The following is a 15,604-nucleotide window of genomic DNA, read 5'->3' as shown; positions in this document are numbered from 1 at the left end:
GCAATTGACCGAACAAAGGCGCCCCATGAGTGAAGATGCACAAGACGTCGTATTGATCGTCGAAGATGAACCGGTGATTTTGATGTTGCTCGCTGACTACCTGTCCGGCCTGGGTTACCGGGTCCTGCAGGCAGAAAACGGCGAACAGGCGTTCGAGATCCTTGCCAGCAAACCGCACCTGGACGTGATGATCACGGATTACCGTCTGCCTGGCGGGATTACCGGGGTGATGATTGCCGAGCCGGCAGTCAAGCTGCGCCCGGACCTGAAGGTGATTTTTATCAGCGGCTATCCGACCGAGATTCTTGAATCCGGCAGCCCGATCGCCAAGACCGCGCCGATCCTGGCCAAGCCGTTCGACCTCAACAGCTTGCAGGAACAGATCCAGGAACTGCTCGCCTGAGCGCCGGCCTGATGCCTTTGGGCATCAGGCCTTGATCATTTCCCGGACCTTGGCGGTCAGCAGGTCGAAAGTGAAGGGTTTGGTGATCATCTGCATCCCCGGGTCGAGGAAGCCGCCACGCACCGCCGCGTGTTCGGCATAACCGGTGATGAACAGAACCTTGAGCTCCGGGCGGATCTGCCGCCCGATCTCCGCCAGTTGCCGGCCGTTCATGCCGGGCAGGCCCACGTCACTGATCAGCAGATCGATGCGTTGGCCCGAGTCGAGAATCGGCATCGCCCCGACGGCATCGCCGGCTTCGACAAAGTTGTAACCCAACTCGCTCAATACCGCGCTGACCAGCACCCGGACCGCCGTGTCGTCTTCGACAATCAGCACCGTCTCGCCGTTCTGCGCATAGGGCAATAGTTGTGGTGCCAGGTGTTCGTCCTGTTGCACGTCGCCACTGAAACGCGGCAGGAACAGGCTGACTTCGGTGCCCCGGCCCAGGGCGCTGGTGATGCTGACATGGCCGTGGGACTGCTTGCTGAAGCCGTAGATCATCGACAGGCCCAGGCCAGTGCCCTGGCCGATCGGCTTGGTGGTGAAAAATGGATCGAACACCCGGTTGATGATGCTTTCCGGCATGCCGCAGCCGTTGTCGCTGACGCGCAGGACCACGTAGTCGCCGGGTTCCAGGTTGTCATGGGCCTGGGTGAAGTCGTGGTCCAGATGCTGGTTGAACGTCTCGACCAAGAGCCGCCCGCCATTGGGCATGGCATCGCGGGCGTTGAGCACCAGGTTGAGCAGGGCGCTTTCCAGTTGATTGGGATCGGCTTCGGCGACCCACAGCGTGGGGTTGAGCTGCATCTCCAACTGCGTGCTTTCACTCAGGCTGCGGTGCAGCAGCTCACCCATGGATGTCACCAGGGTGTTCATCTCCACCGGTTTGGAGTCCAGGGACTGGCGCCGCGAAAAGGCCAGCAGCCGGTGAGTCAGGCCCGCGGCGCGGTTGGCGGAGGTCACGCCGAGGTCGATCAGGCTGTCCAGGTCTTCGGTGCGACCCCGGGCCAGGCGCCGTCGCAGCAGCTCCAGGCTGCCGATGATGCCGGTCAGCATGTTGTTGAAGTCATGGGCAATGCCCCCGGTCAGTTGCCCGACCGCTTCCATTTTCTGGGATTGCCGCAGGGCCTCTTCGTTGTGCCGCAGCTGCGCGGTGCGCTCCTCGACCTGCTGCTCCAGGGTTTCCAGGGTGCTTTGCAGGCGCAGTTCGCTCTGGCTGAGGTCGATCAACCGATCCCGCGCTTCATACTGGCGCCGCCGTCCGCGCAGGGCGGTGCTGACCAGGCTGATCAGGGTGGCCGGGTGAAATGGGCGTTCGAGAAAGGTCACATTACCCAGGTTGCCCAGGCCCGAGGACGGGTTCTGCTCCGGCCCGCCATGGTGAGTTAGCAGCACAATCGGCAGATCGGACCACGCAGGTTGCTGCTCTAAGTGCTGCAGCAAGGGTTCGATATCGGCCCCGCGCAGGGCTTCGGAGGAAATAATCAGCAGCCCGGCGCCGTGCTCCAGTTCCTCGCACAGCGCCGCCAGATGGGGGGTGATCACCCCCTGAAAGCCCGCTTCCTTGAGCATCAGTTGCGCCAGTTGGCTATCACGCCCCAGTGGCGTGAGCACCAGGGCGCGTTCGGAGAGCGGTTCGATAACGGTCACGGCTGCTCATCCTCGAGCAGCGGATTGCTCTCGCCGAGGTAGGTGGGCACGCCGCGCAACACGCCCTGGAATGCGGCCAGGGGCTCGCCGGTGGTCATGCCCTGGCTGCCGATACGGTATTCGCGGATGGTCGATTCATGGCTGCCGGTACGCTTCTTGATAATGGAAATGGCCCGGCGCACCTTGCCCAGGGCCTCGAAGTAACGCAGCAGGATCACCGTGTCGGCCAGGTAGGTGATGTCCACCGGCGCCTGCATGTCGCCGACCAGGCCGTGCTGGGCCACGGTCATGAAGGTCGCGGCGCCCTGGCGGTTGAGGTACAGCAGCAGCTCGTGCATGTGCAGCACCAGGGCGTTCTCTTCAGGCATGGCGGCCTGGTAGCCGTTGATACTGTCGATGACCACGGTCTTGATATTGCCTTTGTCGACGCAGCGCCGGACCCGGTGCGACAGTTCGCCCGGTGACAATTCGGCGGCGTCGACCTGCTCGATCATCAGGTTGCCGGTGGCTTGCAGGGCCTCGAGATCGATGCCCATGTTTTTCATGCGTTCAAACAGCAGGCCCAGTTCTTCGTCGAAGATAAACAGCGCGGCTTTTTCGCCACGGGCCACAGCAGCGGCGGCGAAGACCATGGAGATCAGGGATTTGCCGGTACCGGCCGGGCCGAGGATCAGGGTGCTGGAGCCAGTCTCGATACCGCCGCCGAGCAGGGCGTCCATTTCCCGGATGCCGCTGGTCAACTGTTGACGCACGTAACGCCCACGGTGCTCGGCGGCCACCAGCCGTGGGAACACATGGACGCCATCGCCCATGATGGTGAAGTCATGGAAACCGCCGCGGTATTTCTGCCCGCGGTACTTCACCACGCGGATCCGTCGCCGTTCGGCGCCATAGTTGGGGGTCAGCTCTTCCAGCCGCACCACGCCGTGGGCGACGCTGTGGACGGTCTTGTCCAGGGATTCGGTGGTCAGGTCGTCCAGCAGCAGTACGGTGGCGTCGTAACGTACGAAGTAATGCTTGATGGCCAGGATCTGGCGGCGATAGCGCAATGAGCTTTGCGCCAGCAGGCGGATCTCCGACAGGCTGTCGAGCACCACCCGGGTTGGCTTGACCCGCTCGACCACTTCGAAAATCTGCTTGGTGGCTTCGCCCAGCTCAAGGTCCGAGGAGTACAGCAGGCTTTGCTGGTGCTCGGCGTTGAGCAGGCTTTCCGGCGGGGTGAGTTCGAAGATATGGATGTTTTCGTCCAGCTCCCAACCGTGGGACAGCGCACCCTGGCGCAGTTCACGTTCGGTTTCCGAGAGAGTGATGTACAGCGAACGTTCGCCGGCGCGGGCGCCAGCCAATAGAAAATGCAAGGCCACGGTGGTCTTGCCGGTACCAGGCTCACCTTCGAGCAGAAACACATGCCCGCGGGATAAGCCGCCGGAAAGAATATCGTCCAGACCTTCGATGCCGGTGGCGGCTTTGGCGCTGATCAACTCGGTGGATATCGTCAAGAAATGCCCTCGCGTGGCGACTGATCGTAATAGGCAGTGGCGCGCGAACGCCCTTCAAAGCACTGCCTCAATACTTGACCGTCGCCGATGATGGCGGTTCAACATTTATTGTTCTGTAGGGGCCGGGGGCGGGGGCTGTCGGGGATTTATGAGGTAGTGCGGATGTTCAGCGCCCGACGACCTCTGTAGCCGCTGCCGATGGCTGCGCTGGCCCTTCAGTGCGCTGGAGTGTGTCAGGTGTACATGCGCAGGGGCGACTGGCCAGCGCAACCTGGCGGCAGCGGCTACAGGCCTTGCTGCAGTGCCGGGTCGTCGGGGTTTTGTTGTTCGAGTTGGGCCAGCAGCACCTGGACGTTTTGCAACTGGCCGCTTTCTTTCCAGTAGCTGATCAGCAACACCCGTGCCTTGCGGTTGGCCGGTTGGCGCTGGACGATTTCTTCCAGTTGTTTCTGTGCCGCTTCCAGCTCTTGCTCACTGTGCAGGGTGGTGGCGAGGTCGTAACGGTAGTCCGCGTTGTTCGGCTCCAGCTCCACCGCGCGCGACAAGCCGAGCAAGGCAAATTCGCCCTGTTGGTGATGCAGCAGCCACAGGCCCAGGGCGTGTTGCAGATAGGCCGAGTCCTGCTGCGCCTGCAACTGCTTGGCCAACAGCTGGCGCGCGGCGTCGCTGCGCCCCTGTTTATCCAGCACTTCTATTTGCAGCACCACGGCCTGCAGGTTATCCGGTTGCAGGCGCAGGGCCTGCTCAAGGGCCTGCTGGGCTTTGACCAGGTCGGCGTTGTGCAGGTACAGGCGCGCCAGTTGGTACTGGGCTTCGACATCGTCCTCCCGGGTCTTGAGGACCTGGGTGTATTCGTCGATCACCTGTTGCAGGGGGCCGAAATACAGCCCCTGGTCGTCCGGCGACAGCCCGAGCAACGCGGTGGCGGCGGCAAACCGCACCTCCTGCTCCCGGTCTTCCAGCAGCGGACCCAGCAGCAGGCTGCGCTGACCGTTGGGCACCAGCCCCAGCACGCTTTGAATGGCCGCCTGGCGCACTTCGGCGCTGGGGTGGTAGAGGTCGGCGTCGGCCAGTTTCAGGGCTTGCGGGCTGGGGTAGTTGGGCAGCTCATTCAACAGCCGGATGCGTCGGGCATCGGTCAGGTCAGGGCGCGCCAATTGCTGATAAAGCACCCGAGCCGCGCCCCCCTGGCCGTTACGTGCCTGCTCAAGAGCCTTGGCATAGCCATGCTTGATCGCCTCCGGCACTTGCGGCGGGCTGCTGCGCAGCATGAACCAGCCCAGGCTCAGGGCCAGGGCAATAAGCAGACTGATCAGCAGATAGCGACGGGGAGGGGACATGCAAGATTCCGGAGCAGAGCGACTTTTTCTAGAGGCGCAAGCTTCGGTCAGGAACCGGCTGGAGTCAAACCCGGACTCAGGTCAACACGTACTCCACCGGCTCCAGCGGCGGCGGCAGCGGGCTTTGCCCCAGTGCTGCCAGGACTTCGCGTTCGAGGGTGCGCAGGATCGCGTTGCACGGCAGATCGTTCTCGTCAAAGCCGAACGGGTCCTCCAGATCGTCACCGATTTCGTCGAGGCCGAAAAAGGTGTAGCTGACGATCGCGGTAAAGATCGGCGTCAGCCAGCCCAGGGGTTCGGCCATGGCAAACGGCAGCAGGATGCAGAACAGGTAAATGGTGCGATGCAGCAGCAGGGTGTAGGGAAAGGGCAGCGGCGTGCTCTTGATCCGCTCGCAACTGGCCTGGACCTGGCTCAGGCTCACCAGGCGTGTTTCCAGCTGGGTATAACGCCACTCGCTGATCAGGCCCTGTTCGGCCAGGGCCGAGCAGCGCCGCCCCAGGCTCTGCAGCAGGTTGTCGGTGATATTCGGGTGACTGCGGTCGAGGGGTTCGCTGACCCAGGGCTGGCCGGCGCTGACTTCGTCTTCCAGGCGCAGGCGGGCGATCAGGCTGTGGGCGAAACCGCATAGCTCGCGCAGCAGACTGTCACGCTGCGGGCTGTATTGGATGATCAGGGTTTCGCGGATCAGCGAGCGCACCTCGATGATCAACTGGCCCAACTGTTTGCGGCCTTCCCACCAGCGGTCATAGCAGGCGTTGTTACGAAAACTCATGAAGATCGACAGTGACAGGCCGAGCAAGGTGAAGGGCGTGGCATTGACCTTGGAGAAGTACGCCGGGTGCAGGGTTTCCACCAGCACAATCACTGATGCCAGCAGGGTCACGAGAATGCTGCGCAGGGCGATTCGCTTGGCAATCGACCCTTTGAGGGAGAACAGGATGCCGATCAGGTTCGGCTTGGGACGGACAATCATCGAGGGACTACGACCAATGGCGGACACGGTGCCGCAGGGCTTGCACGGCGGGTTAAGGCTAGAACCCGAGCTGTGGGTTGTCCAATTGCTATGGCTGACAGGTTGATCAATATCATCTATCAATGATCACCTCTTCATAAGTCAAAAGGTCATCGGCGTTAAAAGCGAGGCCAAAAAAAGCCCCGCGACCGAATGGGGCGCGGGGCAAAAAATTGGTTGGTTGCGGCCAACCAAAGGAGCTCTGTCTGTTACTTGCTGGCCACCGTCTCGGGCTGCCAGCCGCCACCCAGGGCCTTGTAGATGGCAACGATGCTGCGATACAGGTCGACTTCGGCCTGGGCCTGGGAGTCTTCGGCGGCCAGGCGTTCACGCTGGGCGTCGAGCAGAACCAGGAAGTCCACCGTGCCCTCGCGATAGCGGATCTGCGCCAGGTCGGCCGCCGCGCGACTCGATTCACTCTGGCGAATCAGCGAGATCAGCCGTTGCTGGCGCTTGCCGTAGTCGCTGAAGGCGTTTTCCGACTCTTCCAGGGCCAGCAGGACCTGCTGCTCGTAGGTCGCCAGGGCGCCATCGGCATTGGCGTCGGCACCGCGCAGGCGGGCCCGCACACTGCCCAGGTCGAACGCAGCCCAGGTAATGCTAGGGCCCAGGGCCCAGGCATTGGCGGCCGAGGAACCGATCTGCGAACCGCGCCCGGCTGTAAAGCCGAGGAAGCCGCTGAGGCTGACCCGTGGGAACAGGTCGGCCTTGGCTACGCCGATCCGTGCCGTCGCCGCTGCCAGTTTGCGTTCGGCGCTGAGAATATCCGGACGACGTTGCAGCAGTTCACCCGGGTCGCCGATCGGCAGCGCCTTGGCGATTGCCGGCAATTGCGCCGGGCTCAGGTCCACGGTGAGCTTGTCCGGGCGCTCGCCGAGCAGGGTGGCAATGCGATTGCGCTGGCGTACCTGTTCCGCTTGCAGTTGCGGCACGCTGGCTTCGACCGACGCCAGGCGCGCATCGGCGCGCACCACGTCGAGCTGATCGCCGACCCCGGCATCGCGCAGGCTCTCGGTGATCTTGCGCGACTCCTGCTGGTTGTTCAGGTTGGCCAGGGCGATTTTTTCCCGCAGCTGGGCGCCGCGCAGTTGGCCGTAGGCGTCTACCAGCTCGGCGATCATGGTCACTTGCAGCTGGAACAAATCAGCCTCGGCGGCCTGCTGGTCGGCGTCGCTGGCTTCCAGGTTGCGCTGGATTCGGCCGAACAGGTCCAGCTCCCAGGCCATGTCCAGGCCCAGGTCGTAGCGCTCGCTGTTGACGCGCTTGGTGGTCTGGCCAGGGATCTGTCCCTTGGCCAGGTCACTGCTGGCACGGCTGGTGATGGTCGGCATGGCGTCATTGCTGGCGTCGTCCCGAATCGCCCGGGCCGCACGCAGCCGGGCAAAGGCTACCCGCAGTTCGCGGTTGCCTTGCAACGACTGGGTCACCAGCTGATTGAGGATCGGGTCCTCGAACTGCTGCCACCAGATACCTTCGAAGCGTGCACGGTCAAAATTCTTCTGTCCGGCGGCGCCATCGGTGGCGGCCGTGATATGGGCCGCCTCCAGGTTCTCGGTCTTGTAGTCCGGACCTACGGCACAGGCGCTCAGCGCCAGTACCAGGAGGCTTGGCAGGAAGACTTTCAGGCTCATTGTTGCGCCTCCAGTTTCAGGGCGCGGGCGGCTTTGCGGGCCTCGCTGCGCTCCACATAGTTGCGGATCAGGACGTAGAACACCGGCGTCAGCAGCAGGCCGAAGAAGGTCACCCCGAGCATCCCGGAGAACACCGCGACACCCATGGCGTGACGCATTTCCGCGCCGGCACCGCTGGAGAACACCAGGGGCACCACACCCATGATGAAGGCGAACGAGGTCATCAGGATCGGCCGCAGACGCAGGCGGCAGGCTTCCAGCACCGCAGCCAGCGGGTCCAGGCCTTCCTCTTGCTTATCCTTGGCGAATTCGACGATCAGAATCGCGTTCTTGCACGCCAGGCCCACCAGTACGATCAAGCCGATCTGGGTGAAGATGTTGTTGTCACCCCCCGACAGGATCACCCCGGTAATGGCCGAAAGCAGGGTCATCGGCACGATCAGGATCACCGCCAGTGGCAGGCTCCAGCTTTCGTACTGGGCGGCGAGCACCAGGAACGCCAGCAATACACAGAGCGGGAACACAAACAGCGCGGTGTTGCCCGAGAGGATCTGCTGGTAGGTCAGGTCGGTCCACTCGTAGGTCATGCCGTTGGGCAGTTCTTCCTTGAGCAGTTTCTCGATGGCTTTCTCGGCCTGGCCGGAGCTGTAGCCTGGGGCCGCCGCACCGTTGATTTCAGCGGTGATAAAGCCGTTGTAGTGCATCACGCGGTCCGGGCCCGAGGTGTCGCTGACCTTGATAAAGGTCGCCAGGGGGATCATCTCGCCTTTGTTGTTGCGCACCTTGAGCTGGCCGATCTGGTCCGGTTCGAGGCGGAACTGCTGCTCGGCCTGGACGTTGACCTGGTAGGTGCGGCCAAAGCGGTTGAAGTCGTTGGCATACAGCGAACCCAGGTAGATCTGCAGGGTGTCGAAGATGTCACTGACGGCGACGCCGTGGGTCTTGGCTTTTTCCCGGTCGATGGCGGCATCGACCTGGGGCACGTTCACCGTGTAGCTGGTGAACAACCCGGCCAGTTCCGGCACGTTGTGGCTCTTGTTGATGATGTTCATGGTTTCTTTGTACAGCTCGTCATAGCCCAGGTTGCCCCGGTCCTCGATCTGCAGGCGGAACCCACCGATGGTGCCCAGGCCCTGTACCGGCGGCGGCGGGAAGATCGCCATGTAGGCTTCCTCAATCCCGGCGAACTGGCCGTTCAAGGCACCGGCAATGGCGCCGGCCGACTGGCTCGGGTCCTTGCGCTCGTCAAACGGTTTGAGGGTGACAAACACGATGCCGGCGTTGGTGCTGTTGGTGAAACCGTTGATCGACAGGCCAGGGAAGGCCACGGCCGCCTCGACCCCAGGCTGTTTCAGCGCCAGGTCGGACATGCGTTTGATCACTTCCTCAGTACGGTCCAGGCTCGCCGCATCCGGCAGTTGCGCGAAGGCCACCAGGTATTGCTTGTCCTGGCCGGGTACGAAGCCGGTCGGGGTGCTGGAGAAACCGAAGAAGGTCAGGACCATCAATCCGGCGTAGAGCAACAGGGCGATGCCGCTGCTGCGGATGACCCGGCCCACGGTGCCGACGTAGCCATGACTGGCGCGGTCGAAGAAACGGTTGAAGGGACGGAACAGCCAGCCACCGAAAATCTTGTCCAGCACCTTGGAGAAACGGTCCTTGGGCGCGTCATGGCTTTTCAGCAACACCGCTGCCAGGGCCGGCGACAGGGTCAAGGAGTTGAAGGCCGAGATCACGGTCGAGATGGCGATGGTCAAGGCGAACTGTTTGTAGAACTGCCCGGTCAGCCCGGAAATAAAGGCCGCCGGGATAAACACCGCACACAGCACCAGGGCCGTGGCGATGATCGGGCCGGTGACTTCACGCATGGCGCGCTTGGTGGCGTCCACCGGGTTCAAGCCGAGTCCGATGTTACGTTCGACGTTCTCCACCACCACGATGGCGTCGTCCACCACGATCCCGATGGCCAGTACCAGGCCGAACAGTGACAGGGCGTTAAGCGAGAAACCGAACAGGTGCATCACGGCGAAGGTGCCGATCAGCGAGACCGGTACCGCCACCAGGGGAATGATCGAGGCGCGCCAGGTCTGCAGGAACAGGATCACCACCAGCACCACAAGAATCAGTGCTTCGAACAGGGTATGCACCACCGCCTCGATCGAGCCACGAACGAAGATCGTCGGGTCATAAACGATGCTGAAGTCCATGCCTTCGGGGAAGTTCTTCTTCAGCTCGGCCATCTTGTCCCGAACTTCATTGGAGATCTGGATCGCGTTCGAGCCTGGGCGCTGGAAGATCGGGATCGCCACCGCCGGCTGATTGTTCAGCAGGGAGCGCAGGGCATATTGGCTGGAGCCGAGCTCGACCCGTGCAATGTCCTTGAGTCGAGTGATTTCACCGTTGTCGCCGGAGCGGATGATGATGTTCTCGAACTCTTCCTCGGAAACCAGACGCCCCTGGGTGTTGACCGACAGCTGGAAGCTGGTGGCGTTGGGGGCGGGCGGCGCACCCAGGGCACCGGCGGCGACCTGGCGGTTCTGCTCGCGAATGGCGGTTACCACGTCGGTCGCGGTCAGGTTGCGTGAAGCGGTCTTGTTCGGATCGAGCCAGACCCGCAGTGAGTAGTCGCCCATGCCGAACAGTTGCACGTCACCGACACCGCCCAGGCGCGCCAGCTCGTCCTTGATATTGAGCAGGGCGTAGTTGGACAGGTAGAGCATGTCGTAGCGTTTGTCCGGCGAGGTCAAGTGCACAACCATGGTCAGGTCGGGCGAAGCCTTGTCGACGGTGATACCGATACGCGTCACTTCTTCGGGCAGCTTGGGCTCGGTGCGGGTCACGCGGTTTTGCACCTGCACCTGCGCGTTGTCCAGGTCGGTGCCCAGGGCGAAGGTGATGGTCAGGGTGATTTTGCCGTCGGCGGTCGACTGCGAGGACATGTAGAGCATGTTCTCGACGCCGGTGATGGCCTGCTCCAGGGGAGCTGCCACGGTTTCACCGATGACCTTGGGGTTGGCCCCCGGGAAGTTGGCGCGTACCACCACGGTCGGCGGCACCACTTCCGGGTATTCGCTGATCGGCAACTGGAACAGCGAGATCGCGCCGGCGATCAGGATCAGCAGCGAAAGCACCGCAGCGAAGATCGGCCGTGAAATGAAGAATTGGGAAAAATTCATCGGAGTTGTCGTCCCTTAACCGCGTGGAGTCGCAGCGCTGGCCAGTTTCACTGCCGAGCCAGGCGCGCTTTTGGCGGGCGTGACTTGGGGCAGGTTGCTGGCTTCCAGTGCTTGTCGTTGTTGCGCCAGAGCGGCGAGGGTTTCCTTGGTGGCCATTAGAATCACTTCAGGCGTGACCGGCGAACCCGGACGCACCCGCTGCAAGCCCTTGACGATGATGGTGTCGTCCTTGTTCAGGCCGCTGCGCACGATGCGCAGGCCTTCGATCTTCGGCCCCAGCTCGACGGCGCGGTAGGCGGACTTGTTGTCGCCATCCATCACCAGAACGAACTTCTTGCCCAGGTCGGTGCCCACCGCTTCGTCGTTGATCAGCACGGCGGAGTAGGTGCCGCTGCCCACCAGTTTCAGGCGTGCATAGAGGCCCGGGGTGTAGGTGCCGTCGCTGTTGTCGAACACGGCCCGGCCGCGGATGGTGCCGGTTTTCGGGTTGACCTGGTTGTCGACGAAGTTCATCTGGCCCAGGTGCGGGTTGCCGTCTTCGTTGGACAGGCCCAGGTACACCGGGGTGGTTGCACCGCGCTGACCCTGGCGTGCGAGCTGGGTGTACTTGAGGAACACGCGCTCATCGGCATCGAAGTAGGCGTAGACCTTGTCGGTGGAGACCACACTGGTCAGCGCAGTGGTATCGGCGGTGACCAGGTTGCCGGCGGTGATTTCCGCGCGGCTGACGCGACCGCTGATAGGCGAGGTCACGCGGGTGAAGCTCAGGTTCAGCTTGGCCAGATCCAGTTGCGCCTGGATCGCGCCGACAGCAGCCCGGGCTTCCTGGGAGGCGCTGGTGCGCGAGTCGGCCAATTCGGCGGAGATGGCGTTGCTGGCGCGCAGGCGTTCGCCGCGCTGGGCTTCGTTTTCACTGCGGGTGGCGTTGGCACGGCCTTGGGCGACCAGGGCCTCCAGACGGCGTACCTCAGCCTGGAATGGACGTGGATCGATCTGGAACAACAAATCGCCCTTTTTCACCAGGGCGCCTTCGGTGAAGGCCACTTGATCGATCTGGCCGGAAACCCGTGGGCGGATTTCAACGGTTTCCGGGGCTTCGAGGCGCCCGGTGAATTCGTCCCATTCATTGACCGGCTGTTCCAGCACCTTGGCCACGCTGACTTTGGCAGCGGGCATGCTGGCGGCGGTTTCCGGGGCTTTACCGCAAGCACTCATCACCAGCACGGCCAGGGCCGCGAGTGGATAGCGCAAGAGTTTGAGTGACTGGTCCATGGTTCATCCGCCAAGGTAATTTAAGATGGGCGGATGATGAGCGGCAGGCTGGTATCGCACGAATCGAATGAAGCGAAGGTAACTATCATCGGGAATGATAGAGAGCCCCATGCGAGCCCCCTAGCATGCGCCTTTCGTTAGGGGGCTATCAATTGCCCGGCGTGTAATTCTTTGTTGTCCTGGGCGCAACATTGCGTAGTTAGCTTCTGAAGGATGCATGCGAGTGGCACAGAGTAGCGGGAGACCTTCGTCTTTTCGGATATATCCTCAAAGAGCGAACTTTGAGGAGTTTCAGGGGGTTAAGTATTCAACGGGCTCATGTTTTTGGACATCGCTGAAAGCTGTACGCAGACCACCGGAGCGTATAAATCCTAGTTTATTCAACCGTCCGCACCGCCGATCACAGGGGATTTTATCGCAGACAAAATGCCCTGATTTGGGGGGGGGGAGCTAGAATTGAATACCTATATATCAATTGGAGCGCCGGCTGCGTTATGTTTTAAGGCAGAATTCGGAGCGGTTCGCGAATTAATATTTACTGCGTGTGTCGGAGGTATGATCAAGATGTGCGCAATGGCAAATAGCCATGCGTTGATCTATGAGTGATCGAGGAGGGATTTTCTTCGGCTGACCCGATCTATGCTCATTGATAAAATGCTGATCGGGATCATGATCCTGATGTGATTAATACGCTTAAATGTGCAGTGCGTGAGCACTTTCGGAGGGAATATGAGAGCTCTAGTCTCGCTCACGGGCCTGCAAAAAAATATTTATCAGTATCACTATTCAATGAGTTACAGCTGAATTTGCTAAATTGAAAGCGTATTTGACATGTTTTTCGTTTTCTTTATAGATTTGGCCGTGCGAAGCAGGTAGTGTTGGTCGATATTCGACCGATGTGCAGTCCAGATTAGTTACTTTGATTAGAGGATTTCTCAGCTGTTTTTTCATAGGGCTGTCATTTTTGCTAGGTAGTATCAGCGATAATGGTACTGCGGTACTGCGGTGCTGAAGTATTCGACTGGGGGGAGGTCAAGGGGTGGCGGTACATATGGATGTGTTGTTTGTGACACCTGACTCGTCCGCCAAGGCTTATCAGGGTTTGGCTGACGTTTATTCTGCAATAGAGCCGCCTACATGGTCTTTACTGCTGGCTGAGTCGTGTCGCAGTCAAGGGTTTGAGGTTGCGATTCTAGATTGTGATGCTGAACGGTTGACACTTGAACAGTCGGTTCTTCGGATAGAAGAGTACTGTGCACGATTAGTCGTGTTCGTCGTATATGGGCAGAACCCTAATTCTGGTACGACCAGTATGATTGGGGCTCTCGAGTTGGCGAGGGCGCTAAAGGAGCAGTCCCCGTTATTCAAGATCTGCTTTGTCGGTTCGCATATCAGTGCTTTGCCCCGGGAGGTCCTGGCGCACTCTAGTATTGATATTGTTTTGTTGAATGAAGGGGTCTATGCGCTGCACTCTCTGCTCAGGAGTAACCTGGGTGACGACCTTTGTTTCATCAAGGGGATAGGCTACAAGCAGTCGGGGCCGGCAAATTTTCCTATGCCAACTCTAAACCCGCCAGAGCGATTGGTGCCTCAGGAGCGCATGGACATCGATATGCCGGGCTATGCTTGGGATCTCTTGCCCTACAAAGAACGTCCTCTGGATCTGTATCGAGCGCACTTCTGGCATGCGGGCTTCGATCATGGTAATCGCACGCCCTTTGCGGCCATCTACACTTCTCTAGGCTGCAATTTTGGTTGCAACTTCTGCATGATCAATATCCTTAATCGGACCGATAATTCTGATGATGTCGATGCTGCGAGCTTTCGCGGCATGCGGTTCTGGAGTCCGGCCTGGGTTATGCGTGAAATGGAAAAACTGGCACGACTTGGCGTGCATAGTCTTCGCATCAGTGATGAGATGTTTTTTCTTAATCGCAAATTTTATCAGCCGATTTTAGATCAGGTCATTGAGCGTGAGTTCAATTTTAATATGTGGACCTATTCGCGCGTCGATACTGTACGTCGTGATGCTCTGGAGCGTTTTAAAAAGGCGGGAGTAAACTGGTTGGCGCTAGGTGTCGAAGCCGGCAATCAGATGGTTCGCCAGGAAGTTTCCAAAGGCTCGTTCAAGGAAGTCAATATTCGAGATGTCTGCAATGGAATCCGAGATACAGGTATCAACGTCATTAGCAATTTTATCTTCGGGTTTCCTGATGATAATCATAAGACCATGCAGGAAACATTAGATCTCGCGATCGAGCTGAATTGTGAAATGACCAACATGTACCCGTGTCAGGCACTGCCAGGAAGCCCTATGAACAGGATGGCGAGAGAAAATGGCTGGAAGTTGCCTTCTCGTTACGAGGGGTATGCATTCTTGTCTTATGAGTGCGAACCACTTCCGACAAAGTTTCTGTCAGCCGCTGAAGTGTTGAGGTTTCGAGATGAGGCTTGGCAGACGTACTTCACAAATCCTGTGTATTTAGCTCTTGTTCAGGAAAAATTTGGCCTTCCGCAGCGCCAAAACATTGAAGATATGTCTCGTATAAAGCTGAAGCGCAAACTGCTTGGGAACTAGTCAGTGATATTAACTCGCACGCCGTATCGGATTTCGTTCTTTGGCGGAGGTACCGACTATCCAGGTTGGTTTCGGGATGAGGGAGGAGTGGTAGTTTCCACCTCAATTGACAAGTACTGCTACATCAACTGCCGCCACTTGCCGCCGTTCTTTGATCATAAATACCGTATTGTCTATTCAGCGATAGAGAATGTGATGGAGCCGAGTGAGATTCAACACCCCTCGGTGCGTGAGGTACTTCGATACATGGACTGTGATCGGGGATTGGAGATACATCATGACGGTGATTTACCTGCGCGTTCCGGGCTGGGTTCAAGCTCGTCGTTTACCGTAGGACTTTTGCACGCCTTAAAAGCGCTCGACGGTGAGCAGGTTTGCCAAGACTCATTGGCGAAGATGGCAATACATGTTGAGCAGAACCTGATCAAGGAGAGTGTAGGTTCACAGGATCAGGTTGCTGCCGCATATGGCGGTTTCAATCGTATTGATTTTCATCGTAGTGGCGATTTCAGTGTGGCACCCATCATCTTGCCGGATGCGCGCCTGCAGTTCCTGCAAAATCATTTGATGTTGTTCTTCACAGGGTTCTCCCGCATCGCGTCTGAAATTGCGCAGAGCCAAATCCAAAATATATCGGTCAGGCACGGCGAACTGACTCAGATAATGCATATGGCGGATGAAGCTTTGTCCATCCTTCAGGGATCAGGATCATTGGATGACTTCGGTACTCTGCTTCATGAGGGGTGGTGCTTGAAAAAAAGCTTGTCGAATCGAATCAGCAATCCGGATCTTGATCATATTTATGATTCCGCCAGGTCTGCGGGAGCCATAGGCGGCAAATTACTAGGGGCTGGTGGCGGTGGGTTCATGCTGTTTTTCGTCAAACCTGAACTGCAGTGGCAGGTCCTTGAATGCTTGAAAGACTTGATTCATGTGCCGTTTCGGTTTGAGAACTCTGGGAGCCGTGTGGTTCTTTACCAGCCCAATGGATTTTAAGT

General features: G+C 59.5%; 10 protein-coding genes. 3 read left to right on the top strand and 7 right to left on the bottom strand.

Features of this window, described 5'->3' with window-relative positions; translation table 11 throughout:
* The first annotated feature begins 25 nt into the window (after positions 1-25).
* Positions 26-403: a response regulator gene (locus tag AC19YX_RS00985; protein WP_020297998.1), complete on the top strand. Its 378-nt coding sequence runs from the start codon at positions 26-28 to the stop codon at positions 401-403.
* A gap of 24 nt (positions 404-427) precedes the next feature.
* Here the strand turns inward: AC19YX_RS00985 and AC19YX_RS00980 are convergent, their stop codons facing one another.
* From AC19YX_RS00980 to mexE, 7 genes are all read right to left on the bottom strand, one after another.
* Positions 428-2,095: an ATP-binding protein gene (locus AC19YX_RS00980; RefSeq protein ID WP_078472279.1), complete on the bottom strand. Its 1,668-nt coding sequence runs from the start codon at positions 2,093-2,095 to the stop codon at positions 428-430.
* A complete protein-coding gene (locus AC19YX_RS00975) occupies positions 2,092-3,594 on the bottom strand; it encodes an ATPase domain-containing protein (protein WP_500605451.1) in 1,503 nt (500 codons plus the stop codon). The genes AC19YX_RS00980 and AC19YX_RS00975 overlap by 4 nt, the downstream gene beginning before the upstream one ends.
* 284 nt (positions 3,595-3,878) lie before the next feature.
* A complete protein-coding gene (locus AC19YX_RS00970; RefSeq protein ID WP_201130899.1) occupies positions 3,879-4,934 on the bottom strand; it encodes a tetratricopeptide repeat protein in 1,056 nt (351 codons plus the stop codon).
* A 76-nt stretch (positions 4,935-5,010) separates the two neighbouring features.
* Positions 5,011-5,910, bottom strand: coding sequence for a bestrophin family protein (locus AC19YX_RS00965; RefSeq protein WP_421546872.1), 900 nt, complete (start codon positions 5,908-5,910; stop codon positions 5,011-5,013).
* 248 nt (positions 5,911-6,158) lie between these two features.
* Positions 6,159-7,580, bottom strand: coding sequence for an efflux transporter outer membrane subunit (locus tag AC19YX_RS00960; RefSeq protein ID WP_500605450.1), 1,422 nt, complete (start codon positions 7,578-7,580; stop codon positions 6,159-6,161).
* Entirely contained in the window at positions 7,577-10,756 is a 3,180-nt protein-coding gene (locus AC19YX_RS00955) for an efflux RND transporter permease subunit (RefSeq protein ID WP_078473478.1), read from the bottom strand. The genes AC19YX_RS00960 and AC19YX_RS00955 overlap by 4 nt, the downstream gene beginning before the upstream one ends.
* Positions 10,757-10,771: 15 nt before the next feature.
* Positions 10,772-12,028, bottom strand: coding sequence for a multidrug efflux RND transporter periplasmic adaptor subunit MexE (mexE, locus tag AC19YX_RS00950; protein ID WP_500605449.1), 1,257 nt, complete (start codon positions 12,026-12,028; stop codon positions 10,772-10,774).
* A 1,051-nt stretch (positions 12,029-13,079) separates the two neighbouring features.
* Here mexE and AC19YX_RS00945 point away from each other — a divergent pair.
* On the top strand, positions 13,080-14,606 hold the full coding sequence (locus AC19YX_RS00945) for a B12-binding domain-containing radical SAM protein (RefSeq protein ID WP_500605448.1): 1,527 nt from the start codon (positions 13,080-13,082) through the stop codon (positions 14,604-14,606).
* An 87-nt stretch (positions 14,607-14,693) separates the two neighbouring features.
* Entirely contained in the window at positions 14,694-15,602 is a 909-nt protein-coding gene (locus AC19YX_RS00940) for a GHMP family kinase ATP-binding protein (protein WP_500605447.1), read from the top strand.
* The last annotated feature ends 2 nt before the right edge of the window (positions 15,603-15,604 follow it).

The sequence above is a fragment of the Pseudomonas sp. MF09150 genome, assembly GCF_059862355.1.
Note: the sequence above shows the minus strand (reverse complement) of the source record. Positions and strands in the feature narration are given on the sequence as shown.

What these genes read in the sequence shown, in the direction of transcription:
- AC19YX_RS00945 (WP_500605448.1), top strand. Translation starts at nt 13,080, where the DNA reads ATGGATGTGTTGTTTGTGACACCTGACTCGTCCGCCAAGGCTTATCAG.
- mexE (WP_500605449.1), bottom strand. Translation starts at nt 12,028, where the DNA reads ATGGACCAGTCACTCAAACTCTTGCGCTATCCACTCGCGGCCCTGGCC.
- AC19YX_RS00965 (WP_421546872.1), bottom strand. Translation starts at nt 5,910, where the DNA reads ATGATTGTCCGTCCCAAGCCGAACCTGATCGGCATCCTGTTCTCCCTC.
- AC19YX_RS00970 (WP_201130899.1), bottom strand. Translation starts at nt 4,934, where the DNA reads ATGTCCCCTCCCCGTCGCTATCTGCTGATCAGTCTGCTTATTGCCCTG.
- AC19YX_RS00960 (WP_500605450.1), bottom strand. Translation starts at nt 7,580, where the DNA reads ATGAGCCTGAAAGTCTTCCTGCCAAGCCTCCTGGTACTGGCGCTGAGC.
- AC19YX_RS00955 (WP_078473478.1), bottom strand. Translation starts at nt 10,756, where the DNA reads ATGAATTTTTCCCAATTCTTCATTTCACGGCCGATCTTCGCTGCGGTG.
- AC19YX_RS00985 (WP_020297998.1), top strand. Translation starts at nt 26, where the DNA reads ATGAGTGAAGATGCACAAGACGTCGTATTGATCGTCGAAGATGAACCG.